Origin of the sequence: Pseudomonas wadenswilerensis (genome assembly GCF_900497695.1) — a bacterium.
Taxonomy (GTDB): domain Bacteria; phylum Pseudomonadota; class Gammaproteobacteria; order Pseudomonadales; family Pseudomonadaceae; genus Aquipseudomonas; species Aquipseudomonas wadenswilerensis.
The window spans coordinates 179,538-199,655 of sequence record NZ_UIDD01000005.1 but is presented as its reverse complement, the minus strand read 5'-3'; the positions used below and the strand labels follow the sequence as shown (position 1 = coordinate 199,655).

The following is a 20,118-nucleotide window of genomic DNA, read 5'->3' as shown; positions in this document are numbered from 1 at the left end:
GCCAAGGTGGCTGCAGGCCACTAACGACGCTGGTTGTACGCGAAGCGATTCACATAAGTGCTCAGGCAGGGGACAATAGGGTAAAAGCCCTATCCAAAGGAGCCCTTGATGTCTGTTCCAACGACGATGTTCCACCTCAGCGGTCGCGGTTATCCGCCGGCCAAGCTGAACAACGCCAGCCTGGTGATTATCGATGCGCAAAAGGAGTACCTCAGCGGTCCTCTGGCGCTCTCGGGCATGGACGCGGCCGTGGCCAACATCGCTAAAATGCTCGAGGCGGCCCGCAAGGCCGGGCGCCCGATCATCCACGTGCGTCACCTGGGTACCGTCGGCGGCATGTTCGACCCGCAGGGCCCACGCGGTGAATTCATCCCGGGCCTGGAGCCACAGGGTGACGAAGTGATCATCGAAAAGCGCATGCCCAACGCCTTCAAGAACACCACCCTGCATGAGACCCTGCAGAAATACGGCCACCTGGACCTGATCGTCTGCGGCTTCATGAGTCACTCCAGCGTCAGCACCACCGTGCGCCGGGCCAAGGATTACGGCTACCGTTGCACCCTGATCGAAGATGCCTGCGCCACCCGCGACCTTCCGTTCAAGGATGGCGTCATCCCTGCGGCGCAGATCCAGCAGAGCGAAATGGCGATCATGGCCGACAACTTTGCCTGTGTGGCGCCGACTACCAGCCTGATCTGAGCGACCGCCCGGCAGCCGGGCGGAACCACCTCACGGCTTTTCGGTCCAACGCCGGATATCCATAGAGGAAATCGGAATGAAAATATCCGATGGTTTTGATGCCAAGCGCTTGCGCCCCCGCACGCCCCGTAACTGGGGCATGCGCCTGGCTGCGGCGTTTTCGGCGTTACTGGCAACTGCCGGCGTGCTGCTGGCCATGGCCGGCGCCGCCAGCCTGCTGGGCCGCCCCGCGGCCCTGGGCGAGCTCAATGCCAACCCGGCTGGCGCCAGCATCTTGCTCGGCCTTGGCCTGTTACTGCTGTACCTGGGCATCTGGTTCTGGCGCCGCAGCCGCTTGCGTCTGCGCCGCAGCCGCGAGCTCAACCTGTCACCGCACCTGATGAAAAAACACGATTGACTGCACGCCTTAGGGGAGTCGCGTAAACTACGCCGCCCAGGCGGAGGCTTACATGCAAGACGACGAATTTTCCCTGTTCAAAAGCGAGATGTGCGGCGTCAAGCCGATCACGCATGATCGCGCCGAGGTCGGCAAACCCAAGGCCGACCGCAAAAAACTGGCGAGCCTGCGCCAGGCCGCGACAGTGCGCAGCGACCAGACCGTGGTCGACGGCCTGTCGGACCAGTTTGTCATTGATGTCGGCCCCGAAGACGACCTGCATTGGAGCCGTGACGGCGTCCAGGAAAGCCAGATGCGCAAGCTCAAGCTCGGCCAGATCGGCTTTGAAGGCAGCCTCGACCTGCATGGCATGACCGTCGAAAAAGCCCGGGAAACCCTCTGGGCCTTCCTCGCCGAGGCCACCCGCTTCGAAGTGCGCTGCGTGCGCGTCACCCACGGCAAGGCGGTACGCCTGGATGGCAAGCGGCCGATGATCAAGAGCCACGTCAACACCTGGCTGCGCCAGCACCCGCAAGTACTCGGCTTTACTTCGTGCCAGGCCCGCCATGGCGGTACGGGCGCGGTGTATGTCATGCTCAAGCGAACCATGCTCGAAGGCCGTGACGAGTAACGCCGCCTGATTTTTTGTCCTCCCCATGAACGCCAACAAGAGCAAATTTAAATTGTTAACGCTTTTTGTCATGACCGAAAAAGGCTTGGCCTTTACCGAACTCGCCGTGATGCGCTTCAAGGACATTATTGCAGAAGTCGTAATCGGTCAGGATCCCTCCGTTATCGATGATTTCTCTGCGAACATTGCAAGAATCTGCGCCACGGCAGGGGTTAAGCACAGCTTCAGGAAAGACTTCGAAAAGATCACGTCTGAATATGCCATGACCATTTCATGGCGGTGGCTGATTCATCATCCAGCCGAAAAACTCATCGTTTTTCACGACTCGCTTTTGCCGCGTTACCGCGGTTTCGCCCCACTTGTGAATGCCTTGATCAATGGCGAGAAATCCGTCGGTGTCTCCGCCCTGTTCGGTGCCAGTGAATATGATCGGGGGGACATCATTCATCAATCAGCTGTTGAAATCGATTATCCCATCACCATTAGCCAGGCTATTACCCTGGTGAACACGTGCTATCTGAATACAGGCACTGCAGTATTGACCCAGCTGGCAAGCGGCGCACCCTTGAATGCCACGGCTCAAGACGAAGCGTTGGCGTCTTATAGTTTATGGCGGGACGATGCGGATTATCATATCGACTGGAATCAGTCTGCAGAGACTATCCGGCGCACAATCGATGCGCTGGGGCACCCTTACAAAGGCGCCTTCTGCCGGGTCGACGGTGTAGCAGCCAGAATTCTGCAGGCCACGGAAGTTGAGGACGTTCGGATCGAGAACAGAACGCCTGGTAAAGTGATTTTCGTGGATGACGGCCTACCTGTAGTTGTCTGCGCAAGTGGGCTATTGAAAATCACTTCGTGCATCAATGATGCCGATTGCCAAAGCCTGTTGCCGCTCGCCAAATTCAGGGTGCGCTTCAGCTAGGTCATATACACCTCACTCAGCGTTCAGGTGTCCACTCAAAGCCTGGGCGAGATGCCATCAAACTCACAACGGTGCCTGGCAACAGAACATTCGCCTCCGAGAGCAATGCAAGTGCACGCTCACATACGCTACTATGTGCCTCATGGCGAGTATGAGCCCTGCATTTATAGCCAGTCAGTTGGGTCATCGCGTGCAGATGCTTTTGTCGATCTACGCTCCATGGATCACTCCAGCGCGGATTGGAGCGCGTTCGGGAAGCTAGCAAACTGATTGGTACAAAATCGGTACAGTCTGAAACAGTACCCCTCTGAAACCCTTATGGAATCAGCCCCTGTGACACTGGAACAGAACTACACCGCGATCCTTGGCCAGCTTGGCGAGGATGTCTCCCGCGAGGGCCTGCTCGACACGCCCAAGCGGGCTGCGAAGGCCATGCAGTACCTTTGCCGCGGTTATGAGCAAACCCTGGAAGAAGTGACCAACGGCGCCCTGTTCAGCTCCGATAACAGCGAAATGGTCCTGGTCAAGGACATCGAGCTGTACTCGCTGTGCGAGCACCACATGCTGCCGTTCATCGGCAAGGCCCATGTTGCCTACATCCCTGACGGCAAGGTCCTGGGATTGTCCAAGGTGGCGCGGATCGTCGACATGTACGCCCGTCGCCTGCAGATCCAGGAAAACCTCAGCCGCCAGATCGCCGAAGCGATCCAGCAGGTCACCGGCGCCCTGGGCGTGGCGGTGGTCATCGAGGCCAAGCACATGTGCATGATGATGCGCGGTGTGGAAAAACAGAACTCGACCATGATCACTTCGGTGATGCTCGGCGAATTCCGCGAAAACGCCGCGACCCGCAGCGAGTTTCTCAGCCTGATCAAGTAATCGGGCCAGACTGCAAGCCGACCTGTCGTGGTCGGCTTTTTTTATTCTGAGGAGTTGCCATGATCGTCAAAGCACTGCGTGTGGGCCTTGGCCAGTTGATTGTGTTCGGTGACTGGATCAGCCGCCCAGCCAAGCTCAAGCGCGACCCGGCCGCCCAGGCCCAGGTCGAACAGCAAGCCAGCGGCCTGAGCCTGTATCAGTTTCACGCCTGCCCGTTCTGCGTGAAAACCCGCCGCACCCTGCACCGCCTGAACGTGCCGGTGGCGCTGCGTGATGCCAAGAACAACGAACAGGATCGCCAGACCCTGCTCGCCGAAGGTGGCAAGATCAAGGTGCCATGCCTGCGCATCGAGGAAGACGGCAAGACCACCTGGATGTATGAATCCAAGGTGATCATCGACTACCTCAACAAGCGTTTTGCCGCCTGATCGCTCAACCGAGCATGGTCACGTGACGGGGATGGCTGGCCACACGCTCCAGCCATGCCTGAACGCCCGGGTATTCATTGAGGTCGAACCCACCCTGATGGGCGACATGGGTGTAGGCGTACAGCGCCACATCGGCGATCGAGTAGGTATCGCCCACCAGGTACGGCGTTAGCTGCAGCTGTTTCTCCATCACCCGCAGGGCCTTGTAGCCGCCCTTGTGCAACGTCTTGTACTCCTCCAGCCGGTCTTGCGGCAGCCCCAGGTAGAACTGGATGAAGCGTGCTACGGCAATGTACGGCTCATGACTGTACTGCTCGAAGAACTGCCATTGCAGCACCTGGGTGCGCAAGCGCGGTTCGGTAGGCAGGAATTCGCTGCCATCGGCGAGGAAGTTGAGAATCGCATTGGATTCCCACAGATAGGTGCCATCCTCGAGCTCCAGTACCGGCACCTTGCCGTTGGGGTTCATGGCCAGGAACGCCGGGGTTTCCGTCTCGCCCTTGAGGATATCCACCGAGTGCCATTCGTAAGGCAGGTCAAGCAGGTGCAGCATGAGTTTGATCTTGTAGCAGTTGCCCGACTGGTAGTCGCCGTAAACCTTGTACATCGCTCCCCCTCTTCGTAATGCTGAATCGAACCCGCGCCCATAGTTGGCGACTGTACGGCTAATTGCAATGCCTGCTGTATGGCAAAGATCAACAGTCTGCGCGTTAGTCTGAAAAAACTGCTTACACCCAGAACAAGGAAAGCCCCATGTCCGACGCCACGTCTGCGCAATTGCGCCCTTTGGCCGACTCATCCCCTTCCGCGGTCGTGGCCGGCTTCATCGCCATGCTCACCGGCTACACCAGCTCGCTGGTGCTGATGTTTCAGGCCGGCCAGGCAGCCGGCTTGACCACCGCGCAAATCTCCTCCTGGATCTGGGCGCTGTCGATCGGCATGGCGATATGCAGCATCGGCCTGTCGCTGCGCTATCGCACGCCGATCACCGTTGCCTGGTCGACCCCCGGGGCGGCGTTGCTGATCACCAGCCTGGGCGGGGTCAGCTACGGCGAAGCCATCGGCGCTTACATCACCTGTGCGGTGCTGGTGGTGATCTGCGGAATGACCGGCAGCTTCGAGCGCCTGGTCAAACGCATTCCGGCATCATTGGCCTCGGCGCTGCTGGCCGGGATCCTGTTCAAGATCGGCAGCGAAATCTTCATTGCCGCCCAGCATCGGACCGCGTTGGTGCTGGGGATGTTCTTCAGCTACCTGCTGATCAAGCGCGTGTCGCCGCGGTACTCGGTGCTGGCCGCTTTGGTCGTGGGTACCGCCCTTTCCGGCGCCATGGGCCTGCTTGATTTCAGCGGTTTCAGCCTGGAAGTGGCCACCCCGGTGTGGACCACGCCAAGCTTCTCCCTGGCCGCCACTATCAGCATCGGCATTCCGCTGTTCGTGGTTGCCATGACTTCGCAGAACATGCCCGGTGTCGCCGTACTGCGTGCGGATGGCTACCAGGTACCCGCCTCGCCACTGATCTCGGTAACCGGCCTGGCTTCGCTGGTGCTGGCGCCGTTCGGCTCCCACGGCATCAACCTGGCGGCCATCAGCGCGGCGATCTGCACCGGGCCGCACGCCCATGAAGACCCGAGCAAGCGTTACACCGCGGCGGTCTGGTGCGGGATCTTCTACGGTATCGCTGGCGTTTTCGGCGCCACCCTCGCGGCGCTGTTCGCAGCCCTGCCCAAGGAGCTGGTGCTGTCGATCGCTGCCCTGGCGCTGTTCGGCTCGATCATGAACGGCCTGACCGTGGCGATGAACGAAGCCAAAGAGCGGGAAGCAGCGCTGATTACCTTCATGGTCACAGCGTCTGGCTTTACCCTGTTCTCGATCGGTTCGGCGTTCTGGGGGATTGTCGCCGGGGTGCTGACCTTGATGATCCTCAACTGGCGTAAATCGGCGTAGGCAAATCGCGGGGCAAGTCGGGGCACCCCAGCGCCGCTCCTACAGGCGAAAATGCCCGACCATGCCCTTCAAGTCGTTGCCCAGCTGCGCCAGCTCGATACTTGAGCTGGCGTTGCCTTGCATGGCCAATGCCGACTGATCGGCGCTGCTGCGGATCTGGGTGACGCTGCGGTTGATTTCCTCGGCCACCGAGCTCTGCTGCTGCGCTGCCGCAGCAATCTGCTGGTTCATCTGCTGGATCAACGACACCGCTGCGGCAATGCTGCCCAGTGCGCTTTCAGTGTGCAGGGCATCGCTGACGGCCAACTTGACCAGCTCGGCACTGCCCTGGATCTGCGCTACCGAAGCCTGGGCACCGCTGCGCAAGCTGCTGACCAGGCGCTCGATCTCCTCGGTCGATTGCTGGGTGCGCCGCGCCAGTGCCCGCACCTCGTCGGCAACCACGGCAAAGCCCCGGCCCTGCTCGCCGGCCCGTGCAGCTTCGATGGCGGCGTTGAGCGCCAGCAGGTTGGTCTGCTCGGCGACGCTCTTGATCACCTCCAGCACCTGACCGATGTTCTGCACTTCGCTGCTGAGGTTGTCGATGCTCTGGCTGGCCGACTCGGCGGAACTGGCCAACTGCTCGATTCGCTGCATGCTCTGGCGCACCACCTGCTGGCCGCTCTCGACCTTGTCATCCGCCGTTTGCGCCGCCAAGGCGGCTTCTTCGGCGTTGCGTGCAACATCATGCACGGTGGCGGTCATCTGCTGCATGGCGGTGGCCACCTGCTCGGTCTCGTCCTTCTGACTGTTGACCTCGCGATTGGTCTGCTCGGTGACCGCCGACAGCGACTGGGCGTTGCTGGCCAGTTGTTCGATACCGTTTTGCAGGCCACTGACGATCGCGCTCAAGCCTGTGCCCATCTGCTGCATGGCCAGCATCAGCTGGCCGACCTCGTCACGCCGATCGATACTGATTTCGCCGCGCAGGTCGCCGGCGGCAATCTGCTGGGCCCGGCCCATTACCTGCCGCAACGGCCCGACCACCGCGCGGGTGATCAACCAGGCCGCCAGCACGCCCGCCAGCAATGCCAGCAGCGAGGCAGCGAGGATCAGCACGGCGTTGCGCTGCAACTCGCCTTGCATGGCCTGGTCTTCAGCGAGATAGGCTTGATCGACCTGACGGGTGACCTGCTCGGCCCGCGCCTGCAATTGCTGCTTGAGCTGCTGCTCACGGCCAAGCAGATCGGTGTACTCGGCAAGCTTCTCGCTGAAACTGGCGATATGCGTGCTGACTTCGCCAAGCACGGTTTGATAGCCGGCGTCGGTTACCGCAGCCTTCAACTGCTCGACCAGGGCAGCGGCTTGTTCAGTCTGTTCGATGCGCCCCTGGCGCGCATCTTCGGCGCCCTTGCGGTTCTGCTCCAGGCGCACCCGCGCCTCATCCATGGCCTGCAACATCAAGCGGGCAACCTGAGCGACTTGCCCGGCCTGCTCTACGAACTCGGCGCCCTGCTGGCCCTGGGTGTCCTTGAGGGTATAGGTGCCGTCATCGGCCAGCCCCGACTGCAGCACATCGAGGTTGTTGGCAACACTGGAGACTGACCAACTGGCCATGTCCAGCGCCAGCTCCTTGGCCTGGGTCAGCTCGACGAACTGGTCGAAGGCCTGGCGGTAATCGTTCAGCGCCTGCTCGACGCCGCTCAGTTGCGGCAGCGCCCGTGCTTGCTCTTGCAGGGCTTCGAGGCGCTGGTGCACTGCTTCTACCGCCTTGGGATCGGAGCGCAGGGCGAATGCCTGTTCCTGCAAGCGAGTGTCGAGCAGCGCGGTATTGAGCGCCGCCATCTGCTTCAAACCGTCGAAGCGTTGCCCGACGCTATGCAGGGCGGCAACTCCCGCTGCCGCCACCACGGCAGTCAGCAGCAAGACCAGGGCAAACCCCAGCCCGAGCTTGCGGGCCATGCCCAGGTTGGCGAAAAAAACACGCTTGGCCGAACTCATCGCACTTCCCCCTGCTGCCCGCAAATGCATCAAGCGTGAAGAGTGGCAATGGCGTGGCTGGTGGCACAAGATCCCGGCGTCGGAATAATGGCAAAAAGCTACAGTTGCGTCGTTTTCAGGACAGCCGAGGTCGCCCGGCGCGCTGGAAGAACGTCTGTGCCCGTTGGTCCTGGGCATAGGCGACATTGATCCGCAACCAGTCGCAGGCAGCGCCCAGGGGATCGAAGGCACTGCCCGGCGCCAACAGCACCGAACAGGCCTGCGCCTCGTGGTTGAGCTCGGCAAAACTGCGCCCCGGGCAACGGGCCCAGACGAACATGCCGCCATAGGGCTCGGTGAACACTTCCCAGCCGTTGGCCTCCAGTTGCCCCAGGGCCTTGGCCATGTGCTGGGCCAGGCGCAGGCGCAGGCGTGCCGTGCTTTTTCGGTAGCTGCCGTTGCCAAGCATCTGCGCCACCACCTGCTCGGTAAAGCGCGAAGTCCCCAGCCCGCTGACCATTTTCAGTTCTGCCAGGCGGGCGACCAGCTCAGGCCCGGCCACCAGGTAGCCGACCCGTAGCGAACTGCTCAGGGTCTTGGAGAAACTGGCCAGGTAGATCACCCGCTGCTCGGCATCCAGGGTTGCCAGACGCGTGACTGTACCGTCCTGAAAGTCCGCGTAGATGTCGTCCTCGATGATCAGCAGGTCATGTTCACGGGCCAGTTCCAGCAAGCGATAGGCGACCTTGGGCGACAGGCTGCTGCCGGTGGGGTTCTGGTACAGGCTGTTGATGTACAGGCAGCGCGGGCGGTGCTGCTTGAGCAGGTCCTCCAGCACCTGCAGATCGGGACCGTGCGGGGTACGCGGCACTTCGAGCATGTCGACTTGATGCTGGCGCAACAGGCTGTACAGGTTGTAGTAACCCGGGCTTTCCACCAGCACCTTGTCACCTGGCTTGAGCAGGGTGCGCACCAGCAGGTCGAGGGCGTGGCTGGCGCCCTGAGTGGTGAGGATCTGCTCGGGCGCGGCGTGGATGCCGATCTGCCCCAGGCCCTTGTGCAATTGGGTACGCAGGCTGGCCAGGCCCAGTGGCGGGCAATAGTCGATCAGCTCATCGACCGCGCCACGGCTGACCTGACGCACTGCCTGGGCAATCGCCTCGGTGGCGCGCCAGCTGGAGGGCACCCAGCCACAGCACAGCTTGAGCAGCTCGCCCGGATCGTCCGTGAATTGCTGCCAGCGGCTGTCGAACGCTTCGTCGCGGATCGGCTGATCGACCAGAGGTGTCTTGAGGCGCTGTTCAGCGACAAAAAATCCGGCGCCATGGCGCGCCTCCAGCCAGCCTGCTGCCACCAGCCGGTCGTAGGCTTCGATCACGCAGGACTGGCTGACGCCCTGCTCCCGGGCCAACTGACGTATCGACGGCAAGCGGCTACCGGGACGCAAGCGCTGGCCTTCGATCCAGGCCTGCAGTTGCCCAGTCAATTGCTGTACCAGTGGGATGGCGGAGTGACGATCAAGGCTGAGGTGCATGGCAAAGTGTTCGCAGATTTTGTCCGAACAGTTAATCACAAAACCCTTGCCAGTGTGCCTTGTGAGGCCCTGCTGATCACCGGATAGTCGGCCCATCGACAAGGAGCCGACCATGCCCACCCAGCGCCACCCTGCCCTACTGGCTTTTGCCCTGTGCCTGATCACCTTTGCGGTCAACCTGCAGGCACCGCTGTACACCGCTTACGCCGAGCTTTCCGGTTATGGCGCCGGGGCCACGGCAATGGCGTTCTCCGGGTATGTACTGGGGGTGATTCCGGTGTTGCTGTTGCTTGGCGGCCTGGCCGATCGGGTCGGGCGTCGCCCGCTGATCCTCGTCGCCCTGGCCTTGTCGATGTTCGCCACCCTGTTGATGCTGTTGGCCCCTGGCCTTGAAACCCTGGGCCTGGCGCGCCTGCTGCTCGGCATCGGCACCGCACTGGCGTCGGCCACCGGCACCGCCTACATGAGCGAACTGATGCACAGCGGCGACAACCGTCACGCCGCCACCTGGGTCACCGCCAGCACCTCGCTGGGTTTCGGCCTGGGTGCGGCGCTGACCAGCCTGTTCCTGCTCAGTGGTCCAAGCCTGACACCGGGCAGTTTTTACCTGCATTTAGCGCTGGCCTGCCTGGCGATGCTGGCGGTATGGCAGCTGCCCGACCGGCGCCTGGACAATCCCGCCGCCCTGTTGCGCCTGCCCTACTACCCAACCGGCAGCCTGCCCTATGGCCTGGCGATCCTGCTGGCCTGGGCCTGTGTCGGCCTGGTGATCGCCTTGCTGCCGTCGATCCTCAAACAGCATGGCCTGGCCAGTTGGTCGGGGTTTTCGACTTTTTGCGTGATCAGCTGCGGATTACTGTTCCAGCCACTGGCCAAGCGCCTGGCACCGGTGCGCGCCACGGCCATTGGCCTGGTGATATTGCCCTGCAGCTATGCGCTGCTGGCCTGGGGCGCGGACAGCGGCGCGCTGGCTGCCGTGCTGCTGGGCACCATCGCCGCCAGCAGCGCCTGCTATGGCTTTGTTTACCTGGGTGGATTGTCGGCGGTGAACACCTTGGCCGGTGAGGAAAAAACCCGCGCCAGCGCCGGCTTCTTCCTCTTGGCCTACATGGGCTTCAGCCTGCCGGTGATCCTCACCGGGCTGTTGGTCGACCGCCTCGGCCCGGGCACCGCCCTGCTGCTATTCGGCCTGGTGCTGCTGGCCGGTTGCCTGCTGGTTGGCCTGGCCCTGGCACGCAGCCACAAGGCGCTTGCCGTGCCGACGCTGGCAACCGTCAAATAGCCGTGGCGCCGCCATCGACTGCCAGGGCCTGGCCGGTGGTGAACGCAGCGCCATCGCTGCACAGGTAAAGCACGGCACTGGCAATTTCCTCGACCTTGCCAATACGCCCGACCGGGTGCATGGCTGCGGCGAATTCAGCCTTGCGCGGGTCAGCCTCATAGGCGCGGCGGAACATGTCGGTGTCGATCACCGCCGGGCACACGGCGTTAACACGGATCTTCTTCTTGGCGTACTCGATGGCCGCCGATTTGCTCAGGCCGATCACCGCATGCTTGGAAGCGCTGTAGATACTCATCTTCGGCGCGGCCCCAAGACCAGCCACCGATGCCGTATTGACGATGGCGCCGCCACCCTGGGCCAGCATCAATGGCAACTGGTACTTCATGCACAACCACACACCCTTGACGTTGACGCCCATGATCGCGTCGAACTCAGCCTCGCTGCCTTCGGCCAGGCGGCCCTGCTCGATCTCGATACCGGCGTTGTTGAAGGCGTAATCCAGACGCCCGTAGGCCTCGACCGTGCGCCCCATCAGCTGCCGCACATCCGCCTCGCGGGTGACGTTGCAGCTGACGAACAAGGCCTCGCCGCCGTTATTGCGGATCAGCTCGACCGTGCCTTCGCCACCGGCGGCATCAAGGTCGGCCACCACCACTTTCAAACCCTCGGCGGCAAATGCCAGTGCCGTCGCCCGGCCAATCCCCGCAGCACCACCGGTGACCAGGGCAACCTGGCCGGAAAAACTCATGCTCATCGCTAGCTCCTGCAACAAAGTGAGGTCAGTGATCAGGAGTCTAGGCAGCGATCCGCGGCGTTGGGCAGCATCATCAGGGCGCCGGTTGAAGCACTATCGGCGTGGGTGATTGTGTTGGCCAGGATCAATCAGCGCAGTGGATTACCGTGCATTCGCCAAGCGGGTAAACCTTGCCGACTGGCCAATCAGGGTCTATCAACAAGCATTGCCCTTCAAACGAGAGCCTTGCCATGACTGCCCAGACCAACCGCCGCTTCCTCCTCGCCAAACGCCCGACCGGCGCCGTCACCCGCGACGACTTCAGCTATGAACAGGTGCCGGTGGCAGAACCGGTTGAAGGTCAGATTCTGGTGAAAAACCTCTATCTGTCCCTGGACCCGGCCATGCGCGGCTGGATGAACGAAGGCAAGTCGTACATCCCGCCGGTGGGCCTCGGCCAGGTGATGCGCGCCCTGGGCGTCGGCGAGGTGGTTGCCTCGAAACACCCGGGCTATGCCGTCGGCGATCACGTCAACGGCGCACTGGGCATCCAGGACTATTTCGTCGGCGAGCCCCAGGGCTTCTACAAGATCGATCCGAAACTGGCGCCGCTGCCGCGTTACCTGTCCGCCCTCGGCATGACCGGCATGACCGCCTACTTCGCCCTGCTCGAGGTTGGTGCACCCAAAGAAGGAGAAACCGTGGTGATCTCCGGTGCCGCGGGCGCCGTCGGCAGCATTGCCGGGCAGATCGCCAAGCTCAAGGGTTGTCGCGTGGTGGGTATCGCCGGCGGCGCCGAGAAGTGCCAGTACCTCAAGGATGACCTGGGCTTTGACGGGGTCATCGACTACAAGGCCGAAGATGTCCTGCAAGGCCTCAAGCGCGAGTGCCCGAAAGGGGTCGATGTCTACTTCGACAACGTCGGCGGCGACATTCTCGACACCGTGCTCAGTCGCCTTAACTTCAAGGCGCGGGTAGTCATTTGCGGCGCCATCAGCCAGTACAACAACAAGCAGGCGGTCAAAGGCCCGGCCAACTACCTGTCACTGCTGGTCAACCGTGCGCGCATGGAAGGCTTTGTAGTGATGGACCATGCCGCCAACTATGGCAAGGCGGCGCAAGAGATCGCCGGCTGGCTGGCAACCGGCAAGGTGAAGAGCAAGGAGGATGTGGTCGAAGGGCTGGAAACCTTCCCCGAGACACTGTTGAAGCTGTTCAGCGGGGAAAATTTCGGCAAGCTGGTGCTTAAGCCCTGATCTCGGCGACCACCGCCGCCAGCGCCTGGGCGGGATCGGCAGCCTGGCTGATCGGACGACCGATCACCAAGTAGTCGGAGCCGGCATCCAGGGCCTGGCGCGGGGTCAGGATGCGACGCTGGTCGTCCTGGGCGCTGCCGGCCGGGCGGATCCCCGGGGTGACCAGTTGCAGCGACGGGTGCGCGGCCTTCAGTGCCGGCGCTTCCAGCGCCGAGCACACCAGCCCGTCCATGCCGGCCTTCTCGGCCAGTGCCGCCAGGCGCAGCACCTGCTCTTGCGGCTCGATATCCAGGCCGATGCCGGCCAGGTCTTCACGCTCCATGCTGGTCAGCACGGTCACGCCGATCAGCAACGGCTGCGGGCCGCTGCGCTGGGCCAGCACCTCACGGCAGGCCGCCATCATGCGCAGGCCACCGGAGCAATGCACGTTGACCATCCACACGCCCATCTCCGCGGCGGCCTTGACGGCCATGGCGGTGGTGTTGGGGATATCGTGGAATTTCAGGTCGAGGAACACTTCGAAGCCCTTCTCGACCAGGGTTTCGACAATGCCCGATGCGCTGCTGGTGAACAGCTCCTTGCCGACCTTGACCCGGCACAGTGCAGGATCGAGCTGATCGGCCAGCTTCAGGGCGGCGTCACGGGTAGGGAAATCCAGGGCGACGATGATGGGCGTCTGGCAGGCGGACATGGGCGGGTCTCTTGGCAAGTCTTGAACGGCGCGCATTGTAAACGAAGCGGCGGCCCGTGGGGGGCCGATGATCGCGAAATGGCCGTGCCTCATCCTTGCCCCTATAATTGAACCAATGAATGATGTGTTTGCTCCAAATTAAAGAAGCAGCGTCATTTGCTGTTTAAAAGGAGAATTTCATGCCCTGGTATGCCTGGTTGATTCTAGTGCTTGCAATCGGCTCCATCGTCGGTGGCCTGATGCTGCTGCGCGATACTGCGAAAAAGCTGCCCCTGACCGAGGAACAGCTAAAACGTGTACATGAACGCAATGCCGAGATGGATGCCAAGGATGCGCAGGATCGCTGAGCCGTCGCGCTATGCATGACGGTGACCACCAGCGGCATCACGCAGCAATGAAAAAGCCGGTCAATGACCGGCCCCTTCCCTGACGATGATCAATTGACCCTGAGCTTGTCCCGATTGCGATCCAGCAAGGCCTTGCCGATGCCTTTGATCTCGAGCAGCTCATCCACCGAGGTGAAGGCACCGTGCTCATCACGGTAGGCGACGATGGCTTCGGCCTTGGTCTTGCCGATGCCGACCAGGGTTGATTGCAGGGTTGTAGCGTCGGCTTGGTTCAAGTTGAGCTTGGCTGCGTTCAGAGTCACCATGGCGGCCGCCGGCTCGACGTGCGGTTGAGCCGCCATTGCCGAAAGCGAGACCGCGCTGAACAGGGGCAGAAAGAGATACGACAGGACCGTGTTGCGCATGACTGAAACTCCTTGGTTATGATTTGCAGAGCAGCATTTCCTTGGCTGCTACCGAAACCTAGACCGGCAGGAGTGTCGGCGCAAATGTATTCAACGCGGATTATTTTACTAAAAAAGTCCGAACACAGTACGCGCGAGGGCGTATACGATGACACCATGAAAAAAGTCGCCCATTGGCGACTTTTTTCGGAGTACTGAAAGTAACAGAGGGTTGCCGATCAAGCGTTCTTGGTAAAACGTTCAAGGTCTCTGCCACGCTGAGCAACTGCATGCAGAATGATCGCCACCAAGATCCCTAACATAGCACCCAGCATCAGACCAGTGATAATCATCAGGGATGTTTTCGGCCAAATCGGCTTAAGAGGTTGCAACGCATATTTGTCGATAGTCACCAGGTTCAAACGCGTCACATCAAAATCAAGTTTGTTCAACCGCGCCATTTCAGCACGCAAAGGCTCGATATTCTGCAAGAACACGTCTTCATTTTCGCGCTGCTTCAATGATTCAATAAGACGATTATTCTTCAGCAGCATGAGCGCTTTATTAATCTGTGCCACCTGTGGCTCGGTAAAGTCATCGGAGGTGCGCTGGCGAAGGGCATTGCGCTCGGCTTCCAGAGCATCGGTACCCATGAAGTACAGCGGGATTTGCTGATTGTTGACCTCCGTGCGGATTACGTTGCCACCCGATTCGCCTTCGCTGGCCATGGATGAGGGGGTAGTAGGCTTCTTCAACCCCAAGGACCGAGCGATCGTGATGGCTTCGTTCAACTGGGCAATTCGCTCGGCACGCCGCGACTTTAGTTGAACACGCAACGCCCGAAGCTCATCTTGCAATTGTGCGCGATCGAGATTGTCCTTCTCCAGCAGCGTGGCGACTCTTGACGCCTTCTCCGCTTCATAGGCAGCACGGGCAGCATCCAACTTGCCGTCAAGCTCGTTCAAACGGTTCTTGATGATGACCGACAAGTCCGCAGCCATTTGCTGCCGCTCAGTTTCAATGGCGTATTTAACGAAGCCATTGAGAATTTCCACACCATCGACATTCTTTGGATAGCGCAACTCCAGGCCGATATAGGCGCTTATCAGATCAAGCTCCTTCTTGGCGTTAGGCAGCACCAGTTTGATGGAATTGCGGTTGAATTCTTCGAAGGCTTGTTCGTCCGTCTGCCCATCCTCACGCATAGGGGCAAATAGCCCCGGGTTGGCGCGGAAGTAGCCTAGACGTACATCGTAGGAATCCAGCGCAGCGCCTACGCTGATCAACGCCTTTTCGCGCGGCAGCGAATAAACGCCGGAGCGGTTAAGGGCATCTAGATCATTGAGTGCGGCAGGCCGCAGCGTGGTGCTGACTTTGTACTCTGGAGTGGTGAGCAAGGCATAGATTCCCGCCAAAGCCCCTACCGCCAGAGAAAAAGCAGCAATCAAAAACTTCTGCTTCCAAAGGCTTTGAAGCACGGTTAACAAATCGATGTCGCTACTTGGGACTACGGGAAGTACACGGGAAATGCTGGTCACGCACATGCCTGCCTGGTCGAGTATCAATGGCTCCAACGAAAGGCAAAGCGTCACCAAAATCCTTAATAGGGAGCGTTCCATACCCCATTGACCCGATCCTGGAGAAACTTCCCTACCATCAGATGATGAAGGCCAGCATTGTGACATCTTTGGCGAAGTCAAACCACTGCACGAGCAGTGTTTGTAGGAAATTTCCCACCAAAAAGACCGCGACGCAACCGCTGGAGCAGACCTCCAGATTTGGCAAAATGCATGACCTCAAACGCTCAACGCCTGATGTAGCAGATGACCTTTGCCGACGCCGAATACGCCGATAAACGCAAGCAGACAGGTAAAGAGTTGCTCCTGATTGAAAGGGATCAGGTCGTGCCACCGAAGGTGTTGATCGCTGTGAACGAGTCACCTGATGCAAAAGGCGAAGGTGATCATCCGGCGTGTCCGCTGATGCCGCTGCCGATGCTACATGTAAACCACGCCTACCAGCTTTCCTGGCTTAACGCCGAGGAAGCTGGTTCGTTCAACTGGAACGGTGAACCGGAGTCGCGGAGCTGGAAACGGGCATCCGTCAATTCAGGGAGGCCCACCACGAGCACTCAGCACAAGCATTCAAATGGAAAAACGACTGAAACCATGGTCTGCACGGTGCATAAAGCAAAGCAGGCCGCGATTAAAAATAGATAATTGAATTCGCTGCACGGTACACTACCCCGAAGATTGTGGCCGTGTCACAAACAATAGAACCGATCATCAAAGGCAGGGGGAGCCGATGATAACTAAAAGCTGGATCCGTACGAGCACAACATCCAGTCGCTTGACCGAACTAGCGGCGTACCTCACGCTGCTGGTCATCAGCGTCGTTATATTTGAACCGTTGATCAACAAGCTATCCACCATTGGTGGCGACTACGTTGCTCACTTGAAATGGGCAAGCGAAATTGAAGAGTATGGTAAGCTTATTTTGCCACACCCGCTCTATCACATTCTGGTCATTTTTGCGAAAAATCTACTGACCATCGACTATGTCGCGGCTTCAACGCTGGTGATCCTTCTGGCCATTTCCCTGCTGGCCATCTTGAACTACCGAATCCTCGCTACCAGCGTATCAATGCCCACCGCCATCCTGTTTTCAGTTTGCCTGCTTCTGGTGACCCCACTGCAAGCGTTTTTCGTTGCCGATAACCACTTGTACTTCGGTTACATCGGGATCACGGTTTACCACAGTCCCACCATGTTGTTGCTCAAACCCTTGTCGTTAATTGTATTCTGCTATGCCTTGAAAGCAGCGGACCGTCCGGCAGAAGGCCAGCGACTTCATGCCATGGCCTTTGCATTTGCGGTGTTCATCTGTGGTATTTCCAAACCGAATTTCCTGCTGATCATCCTGCCTGCATTTGTTCTTTTTCTGCTGATTACTCAGCAGCTGGCCTCCACGATGCAACGCCCATATATATACGGTGCCTTCTTTCTTCCGACCTTACTGGTACTGAGCCTTCAGTTCTTCCACACGTATTTTTTTCAAGGCCTCTCCGTCGGCACTGGCCATGAGGAAAGTCATGTTCTTTTCCTCCCTTTCGAAACGTTCTCACACTACTCCGGCTTCTTGATCGGCAAGTTATTTCTGTCCATTGCCTTCCCGCTTCTTGTACTTCTCTTTTATCCGAAAGCGAGCGCAAAAAACAAGGCCTTGATTTTAGCTTTTCTCTGTCTATTGATGGGCATGATCCTTACGTACTTCTTCGCCGAGAGTGGCTATAGAATGTATGCCGGAAACTTCTGGTGGAGCGGACAGATCGGCCTGTATCTAGCTTTCCTATTCAGCTTGACCTTTTTGCTTGGCAACATGAAATCCCTGACCACCACGTTACTCGACAAGATAAAATTTGGACTCTGCATAGCCGTTTTCTTTGCACACACCACCTGCGGAATTTTCTATTATCGGCAGGAACTACTTTTTGGTTACATGCAGTACTGGTAAACCAATTTTATTAAGAATAGAAGTCATAGAACAAGATGCCACTACAGACTGCAGAACCTCATGTTTCAGTTGTGATACCGGTTTACAAAGCCGAAAAATCGCTTGATGAATTATACAACCGGTTAAAGGCTTCACTGGAAACGATATCTCCAAATTTTGAGATCCTTTTGGTCGAAGACTGTGGTGGCGATCGCTCCTGGGAGATTATAGAACGGCTCGCAGCAGCCGACTCACGTATCCGAGGTATTCAGTTAAGTCGAAACTTTGGCCAGCACTATGGCATTACTGCAGGTCTGGATTGCTGCCGAGGGCAGTGGGTCATTGTCATGGACTGCGACCTGCAGGATCGTCCTGAGGAAATCCCACGCTTGTATGCCAAAGCCCAGGAAGGGTTCGACATTGTCCTCGCGTTGCGCGGTAAGCGCCGCGACGCTCCACTCAAACGACTTACCTCCTGGCTATTCTACAAAATGTTCAGTTATCTGGCTGATTTTGACTATGATGGCGACAGTGGTAATTTTCGAATTGTTTCCCGAAAAGTAGTCGACAATCTGTGCCAAATGCGTGAGCAGCTACGTTTTTTTGGTGCCCTGGTTCATTGGATGGGGTTCACCACCGCAGGCATACCGGTTGAACATTCCGAGCGCTTACACGGCCAGAGCACCTATACCTTTTCAAAGCTCTGGGGTCTGGCGATGGAAACTATCATTGCCTACTCGGACAAACCCCTGCGACTGGCGGTAAAGCTTGGGTTCTCCATGGCTTTCCTGTCATTTATCTATGGAGCCTACCTACTCGCTACCACGTTGCTGCATGGTGCGGTCGTTCCTGGCTGGACCAGCCTGATGGTCTCGCTATTCTTTATTGGCGGTGTGATTATTTCCATTCAGGGCGTTGTTGGCATCTACATAGGTAAAACTTTTGACGAAACCAAAAAGCGACCGTTGTACATCGTCGGGCGAAAAACATTCTGAGGCGTTTCAAGGTGAGAGCTCCCAGCCTTCCATCCCTTACCCAATTCATTCGCTACGGCATTGTCGGCGTGACTAGCAACGGCTTGATCTACCTTGGTTATTTGCTCATGATCAATGCCGGAAGCGGTAAGAAACTCTCGATGACATTCATGTACCTGATCGGCGCTGCGTTTGGGTTCTTTGCTAACCATAATTGGACATTCATGTCGGGCATAAACCGCGGCGCGGTGCTTCGATATGTGCAAATGCATGTGATCGGTTACCTGCTGAATTTTCTACTCTTGCTCATTTTCTCTGACCTACTCGGTTATCCTCACCAAGCAGTACAGGCAGTCGCCATTGCAGTGGTTGCACTCTATGGTTTCTTGGCATGCAAGTATTTTGTATTTAGTGGCGGTTCGAAATGAAAACGGGTTTTAGGGTAGATTTCTATCAGGAACTGGCCGCCTTGGAAGCCAATAATTTTTGGTTCCGCGCCAGAAATAGAATTATCGTGTGGGCGCTGAAAAAATACACCCCACACCTCACCTCATTTCATGAGATTGGCTGCGGCACCGGATTCGTAATCTCTGCTGTTGCCCGCGAGTTTCCTGATGCAGACCTGTCGGGCAGCGAGTATTTCAACGAAGGCTTGTTTTACGCGCGCCAACGGCTTCCCGACATCGACTTCAAACAAATGGATGCCAGACAGATAAGTTTCGACTCAGCTCCAGACGTCATAGGGGCCTTTGATGTGCTCGAACACATTGAAGAAGACGAAGTGGTCCTTCAGCAGGTCTCCAAGGCCCTTGCCCCCAATGGCATGTTGTTCATCACTGTCCCTCAGCACCGCTGGCTGTGGAGCGCGGTGGATGTGCATGCCTGCCATGCTCGGCGATATGAAGCCACCGAACTTCACGACAAAGTCATCCGAGCCGGATTTGAAATTGTTCGCAGCACGTCCTTTGTCAGTACTTTACTGCCCGCCATGTACCTATCGCGCTTGATGCAAAAAGATGCGGCTGGCGTGAAGCCGGATGAGATGGCGGAATTGCGCATCAACCCTGCCCTAAACAGGTGTTTTGAGTGGGTGCTGAACTTTGAACTGGCGATGATTCGCCGGGGCATCAACCTGTCGCTAGGTGGATCACGATTAGTTGTGGCTCGAAAGCTATCTGACAGTAAGGAGGAATGCGATACATGAACCCCTCCTGCTGCACGATGGGGACCCGGTTTACCGTGGCATCTCTGGCGAGCAGTTCCACGGCAGCAGTGCTTCGTACGTGTGGTAACCACTCCAGCACGTGGCGCAGCCGCCTATAGGGCTCTTGGCCGTTGCTCTTAGCGGTCTCGATCAGGCTGTAGTTCTGTGCACTGGCGGTGGCGCCCTTGAGCGTATCGCTGAACAATCAAGCCTTGCGCCCAACTGCTCGCTGGCTTCGTCACTGATGGAAAAGTGATTTTCATTAATGATGGTTTGCCAACCGTCGTATGCGGAAGTGGACGACTAGCCGGAGTACGTCTTCTTCCTTTGATAAAACTCAGAAAACGTTTCTCCTGACCCACTTGGGGGCGAACAGCG

21 protein-coding genes and 3 pseudogenes are annotated in these 20,118 nt (G+C 58.6%); 15 read left to right on the top strand and 9 right to left on the bottom strand.

Features of this window, described 5'->3' with window-relative positions; translation table 11 throughout:
* Window positions 1–108 precede the first annotated feature (108 nt).
* From CCOS864_RS08150 to CCOS864_RS08120, 6 genes are all read left to right on the top strand, one after another.
* Window positions 109–699: a cysteine hydrolase family protein gene (locus tag CCOS864_RS08150; protein ID WP_010224084.1), complete on the top strand. Its 591-nt coding sequence runs from the start codon at window positions 109–111 to the stop codon at window positions 697–699.
* A 76-nt stretch (window positions 700–775) separates the two neighbouring features.
* The gene (locus tag CCOS864_RS08145; RefSeq protein WP_115085857.1) at window positions 776–1,096 is read left to right on the top strand and encodes a hypothetical protein; all 321 of its coding nucleotides are present in this window, start codon (window positions 776–778) and stop codon (window positions 1,094–1,096) included.
* 52 nt (window positions 1,097–1,148) lie between these two features.
* On the top strand, window positions 1,149–1,706 hold the full coding sequence (locus tag CCOS864_RS08140) for a Smr/MutS family protein (RefSeq protein ID WP_115085856.1): 558 nt from the start codon (window positions 1,149–1,151) through the stop codon (window positions 1,704–1,706).
* A 25-nt stretch (window positions 1,707–1,731) separates the two neighbouring features.
* Complete coding sequence (locus CCOS864_RS08135) at window positions 1,732–2,631, top strand: formyltransferase family protein (protein WP_115085855.1); 900 nt, start codon at window positions 1,732–1,734, stop codon at window positions 2,629–2,631.
* Between the two features lie 333 nt (window positions 2,632–2,964).
* Window positions 2,965–3,510, top strand: a complete 546-nt coding sequence (gene folE, locus CCOS864_RS08125) for a GTP cyclohydrolase I FolE (protein ID WP_208644362.1) — start codon at window positions 2,965–2,967, stop codon at window positions 3,508–3,510.
* A 59-nt stretch (window positions 3,511–3,569) separates the two neighbouring features.
* A complete protein-coding gene (locus CCOS864_RS08120) occupies window positions 3,570–3,938 on the top strand; it encodes a glutathione S-transferase N-terminal domain-containing protein (RefSeq protein WP_115085852.1) in 369 nt (122 codons plus the stop codon).
* Window positions 3,939–3,942: 4 nt separating this feature from the next.
* Here CCOS864_RS08120 and CCOS864_RS08115 read toward each other — a convergent pair whose 3' ends face one another.
* Window positions 3,943–4,545, bottom strand: a complete 603-nt coding sequence (locus CCOS864_RS08115; protein WP_115085851.1) for a glutathione S-transferase family protein — start codon at window positions 4,543–4,545, stop codon at window positions 3,943–3,945.
* Between the two features lie 146 nt (window positions 4,546–4,691).
* On the opposite strand from CCOS864_RS08115, the gene CCOS864_RS08110 reads away from it, so the two are divergent.
* The gene (locus CCOS864_RS08110) at window positions 4,692–5,885 is read left to right on the top strand and encodes a benzoate/H(+) symporter BenE family transporter (protein ID WP_115085850.1); all 1,194 of its coding nucleotides are present in this window, start codon (window positions 4,692–4,694) and stop codon (window positions 5,883–5,885) included.
* A gap of 39 nt (window positions 5,886–5,924) precedes the next feature.
* Here CCOS864_RS08110 and CCOS864_RS28685 read toward each other — a convergent pair whose 3' ends face one another.
* From CCOS864_RS28685 to CCOS864_RS08100, 3 genes and pseudogenes are all read right to left on the bottom strand, one after another.
* Window positions 5,925–6,788 carry a methyl-accepting chemotaxis protein gene (locus CCOS864_RS28685; RefSeq protein ID WP_415842506.1) on the bottom strand — a complete coding sequence of 288 codons (864 nt, stop codon included), beginning with the start codon at window positions 6,786–6,788 and terminating at the stop codon, window positions 5,925–5,927.
* Window positions 6,786–7,010 (bottom strand): annotated as a pseudogene (locus tag CCOS864_RS28680) (HAMP domain-containing protein); the annotation flags it as partial. The gene CCOS864_RS28685 and the pseudogene CCOS864_RS28680, both read right to left, overlap by 3 nt.
* Window positions 7,011–7,980: 970 nt before the next feature.
* Entirely contained in the window at window positions 7,981–9,378 is a 1,398-nt protein-coding gene (locus CCOS864_RS08100) for an aminotransferase-like domain-containing protein (protein WP_115085973.1), read from the bottom strand.
* Window positions 9,379–9,490: 112 nt separating this feature from the next.
* On the opposite strand from CCOS864_RS08100, the gene CCOS864_RS08095 reads away from it, so the two are divergent.
* Window positions 9,491–10,660 (top strand): MFS transporter, encoded by a 1,170-nt coding sequence (locus CCOS864_RS08095; RefSeq protein ID WP_115085848.1) that lies wholly within the window; start codon window positions 9,491–9,493, stop codon window positions 10,658–10,660.
* On the opposite strand, the gene CCOS864_RS08090 is transcribed toward CCOS864_RS08095, so the two are convergent.
* Entirely contained in the window at window positions 10,653–11,414 is a 762-nt protein-coding gene (locus CCOS864_RS08090; protein WP_115085847.1) for an SDR family oxidoreductase, read from the bottom strand. The two genes, CCOS864_RS08095 and CCOS864_RS08090, sit on opposite strands and share 8 nt — an antisense overlap.
* Before the next feature lie 230 nt (window positions 11,415–11,644).
* Between CCOS864_RS08090 and CCOS864_RS08085 the strand changes: the two genes are divergently transcribed.
* A complete protein-coding gene (locus tag CCOS864_RS08085) occupies window positions 11,645–12,649 on the top strand; it encodes an NADP-dependent oxidoreductase (protein ID WP_115085846.1) in 1,005 nt (334 codons plus the stop codon).
* On the opposite strand, the gene pyrF is transcribed toward CCOS864_RS08085, so the two are convergent.
* Complete coding sequence (gene pyrF / locus CCOS864_RS08080) at window positions 12,639–13,340, bottom strand: orotidine-5'-phosphate decarboxylase (RefSeq protein ID WP_115085845.1); 702 nt, start codon at window positions 13,338–13,340, stop codon at window positions 12,639–12,641. The genes CCOS864_RS08085 and pyrF overlap by 11 nt on opposite strands.
* Window positions 13,341–13,519: 179 nt before the next feature.
* Here pyrF and CCOS864_RS08075 point away from each other — a divergent pair, with 179 nt between their 5' ends.
* Window positions 13,520–13,687 (top strand): DUF2897 family protein, encoded by a 168-nt coding sequence (locus tag CCOS864_RS08075; protein ID WP_010224101.1) that lies wholly within the window; start codon window positions 13,520–13,522, stop codon window positions 13,685–13,687.
* Window positions 13,688–13,776: 89 nt separating this feature from the next.
* Here the strand turns inward: CCOS864_RS08075 and CCOS864_RS08070 are convergent, their stop codons facing one another.
* The gene (locus CCOS864_RS08070; protein WP_115085844.1) at window positions 13,777–14,091 is read right to left on the bottom strand and encodes a ComEA family DNA-binding protein; all 315 of its coding nucleotides are present in this window, start codon (window positions 14,089–14,091) and stop codon (window positions 13,777–13,779) included.
* Window positions 14,092–14,309: 218 nt separating this feature from the next.
* Complete coding sequence (locus CCOS864_RS08065; protein ID WP_244211886.1) at window positions 14,310–15,689, bottom strand: Wzz/FepE/Etk N-terminal domain-containing protein; 1,380 nt, start codon at window positions 15,687–15,689, stop codon at window positions 14,310–14,312.
* 204 nt (window positions 15,690–15,893) lie between these two features.
* On the opposite strand from CCOS864_RS08065, the pseudogene CCOS864_RS28385 reads away from it, so the two are divergent.
* The 5 genes and pseudogenes from CCOS864_RS28385 to CCOS864_RS08040 form a co-directional block, all read left to right on the top strand.
* Window positions 15,894–16,076, top strand: a pseudogene (locus CCOS864_RS28385) (IS5/IS1182 family transposase); the annotation flags it as partial.
* Between the two features lie 343 nt (window positions 16,077–16,419).
* Window positions 16,420–17,583 (top strand): hypothetical protein, encoded by a 1,164-nt coding sequence (locus tag CCOS864_RS08055; RefSeq protein ID WP_208644361.1) that lies wholly within the window; start codon window positions 16,420–16,422, stop codon window positions 17,581–17,583.
* A gap of 35 nt (window positions 17,584–17,618) precedes the next feature.
* Window positions 17,619–18,557, top strand: coding sequence for a glycosyltransferase family 2 protein (locus CCOS864_RS08050; RefSeq protein WP_115085841.1), 939 nt, complete (start codon window positions 17,619–17,621; stop codon window positions 18,555–18,557).
* 11 nt (window positions 18,558–18,568) lie between these two features.
* Window positions 18,569–18,964 carry a GtrA family protein gene (locus CCOS864_RS08045; RefSeq protein WP_115085840.1) on the top strand — a complete coding sequence of 132 codons (396 nt, stop codon included), beginning with the start codon at window positions 18,569–18,571 and terminating at the stop codon, window positions 18,962–18,964.
* Entirely contained in the window at window positions 18,961–19,740 is a 780-nt protein-coding gene (locus tag CCOS864_RS08040; RefSeq protein WP_115085839.1) for a class I SAM-dependent methyltransferase, read from the top strand. Before CCOS864_RS08045 ends, CCOS864_RS08040 begins: the two co-directional genes overlap by 4 nt.
* A gap of 30 nt (window positions 19,741–19,770) precedes the next feature.
* On the opposite strand, the pseudogene CCOS864_RS08035 reads toward CCOS864_RS08040, so the two are convergent.
* Window positions 19,771–19,945, bottom strand: a pseudogene (locus CCOS864_RS08035) (transposase domain-containing protein); the annotation flags it as partial.
* Between the last annotated feature and the right edge of the window lie 173 nt (window positions 19,946–20,118).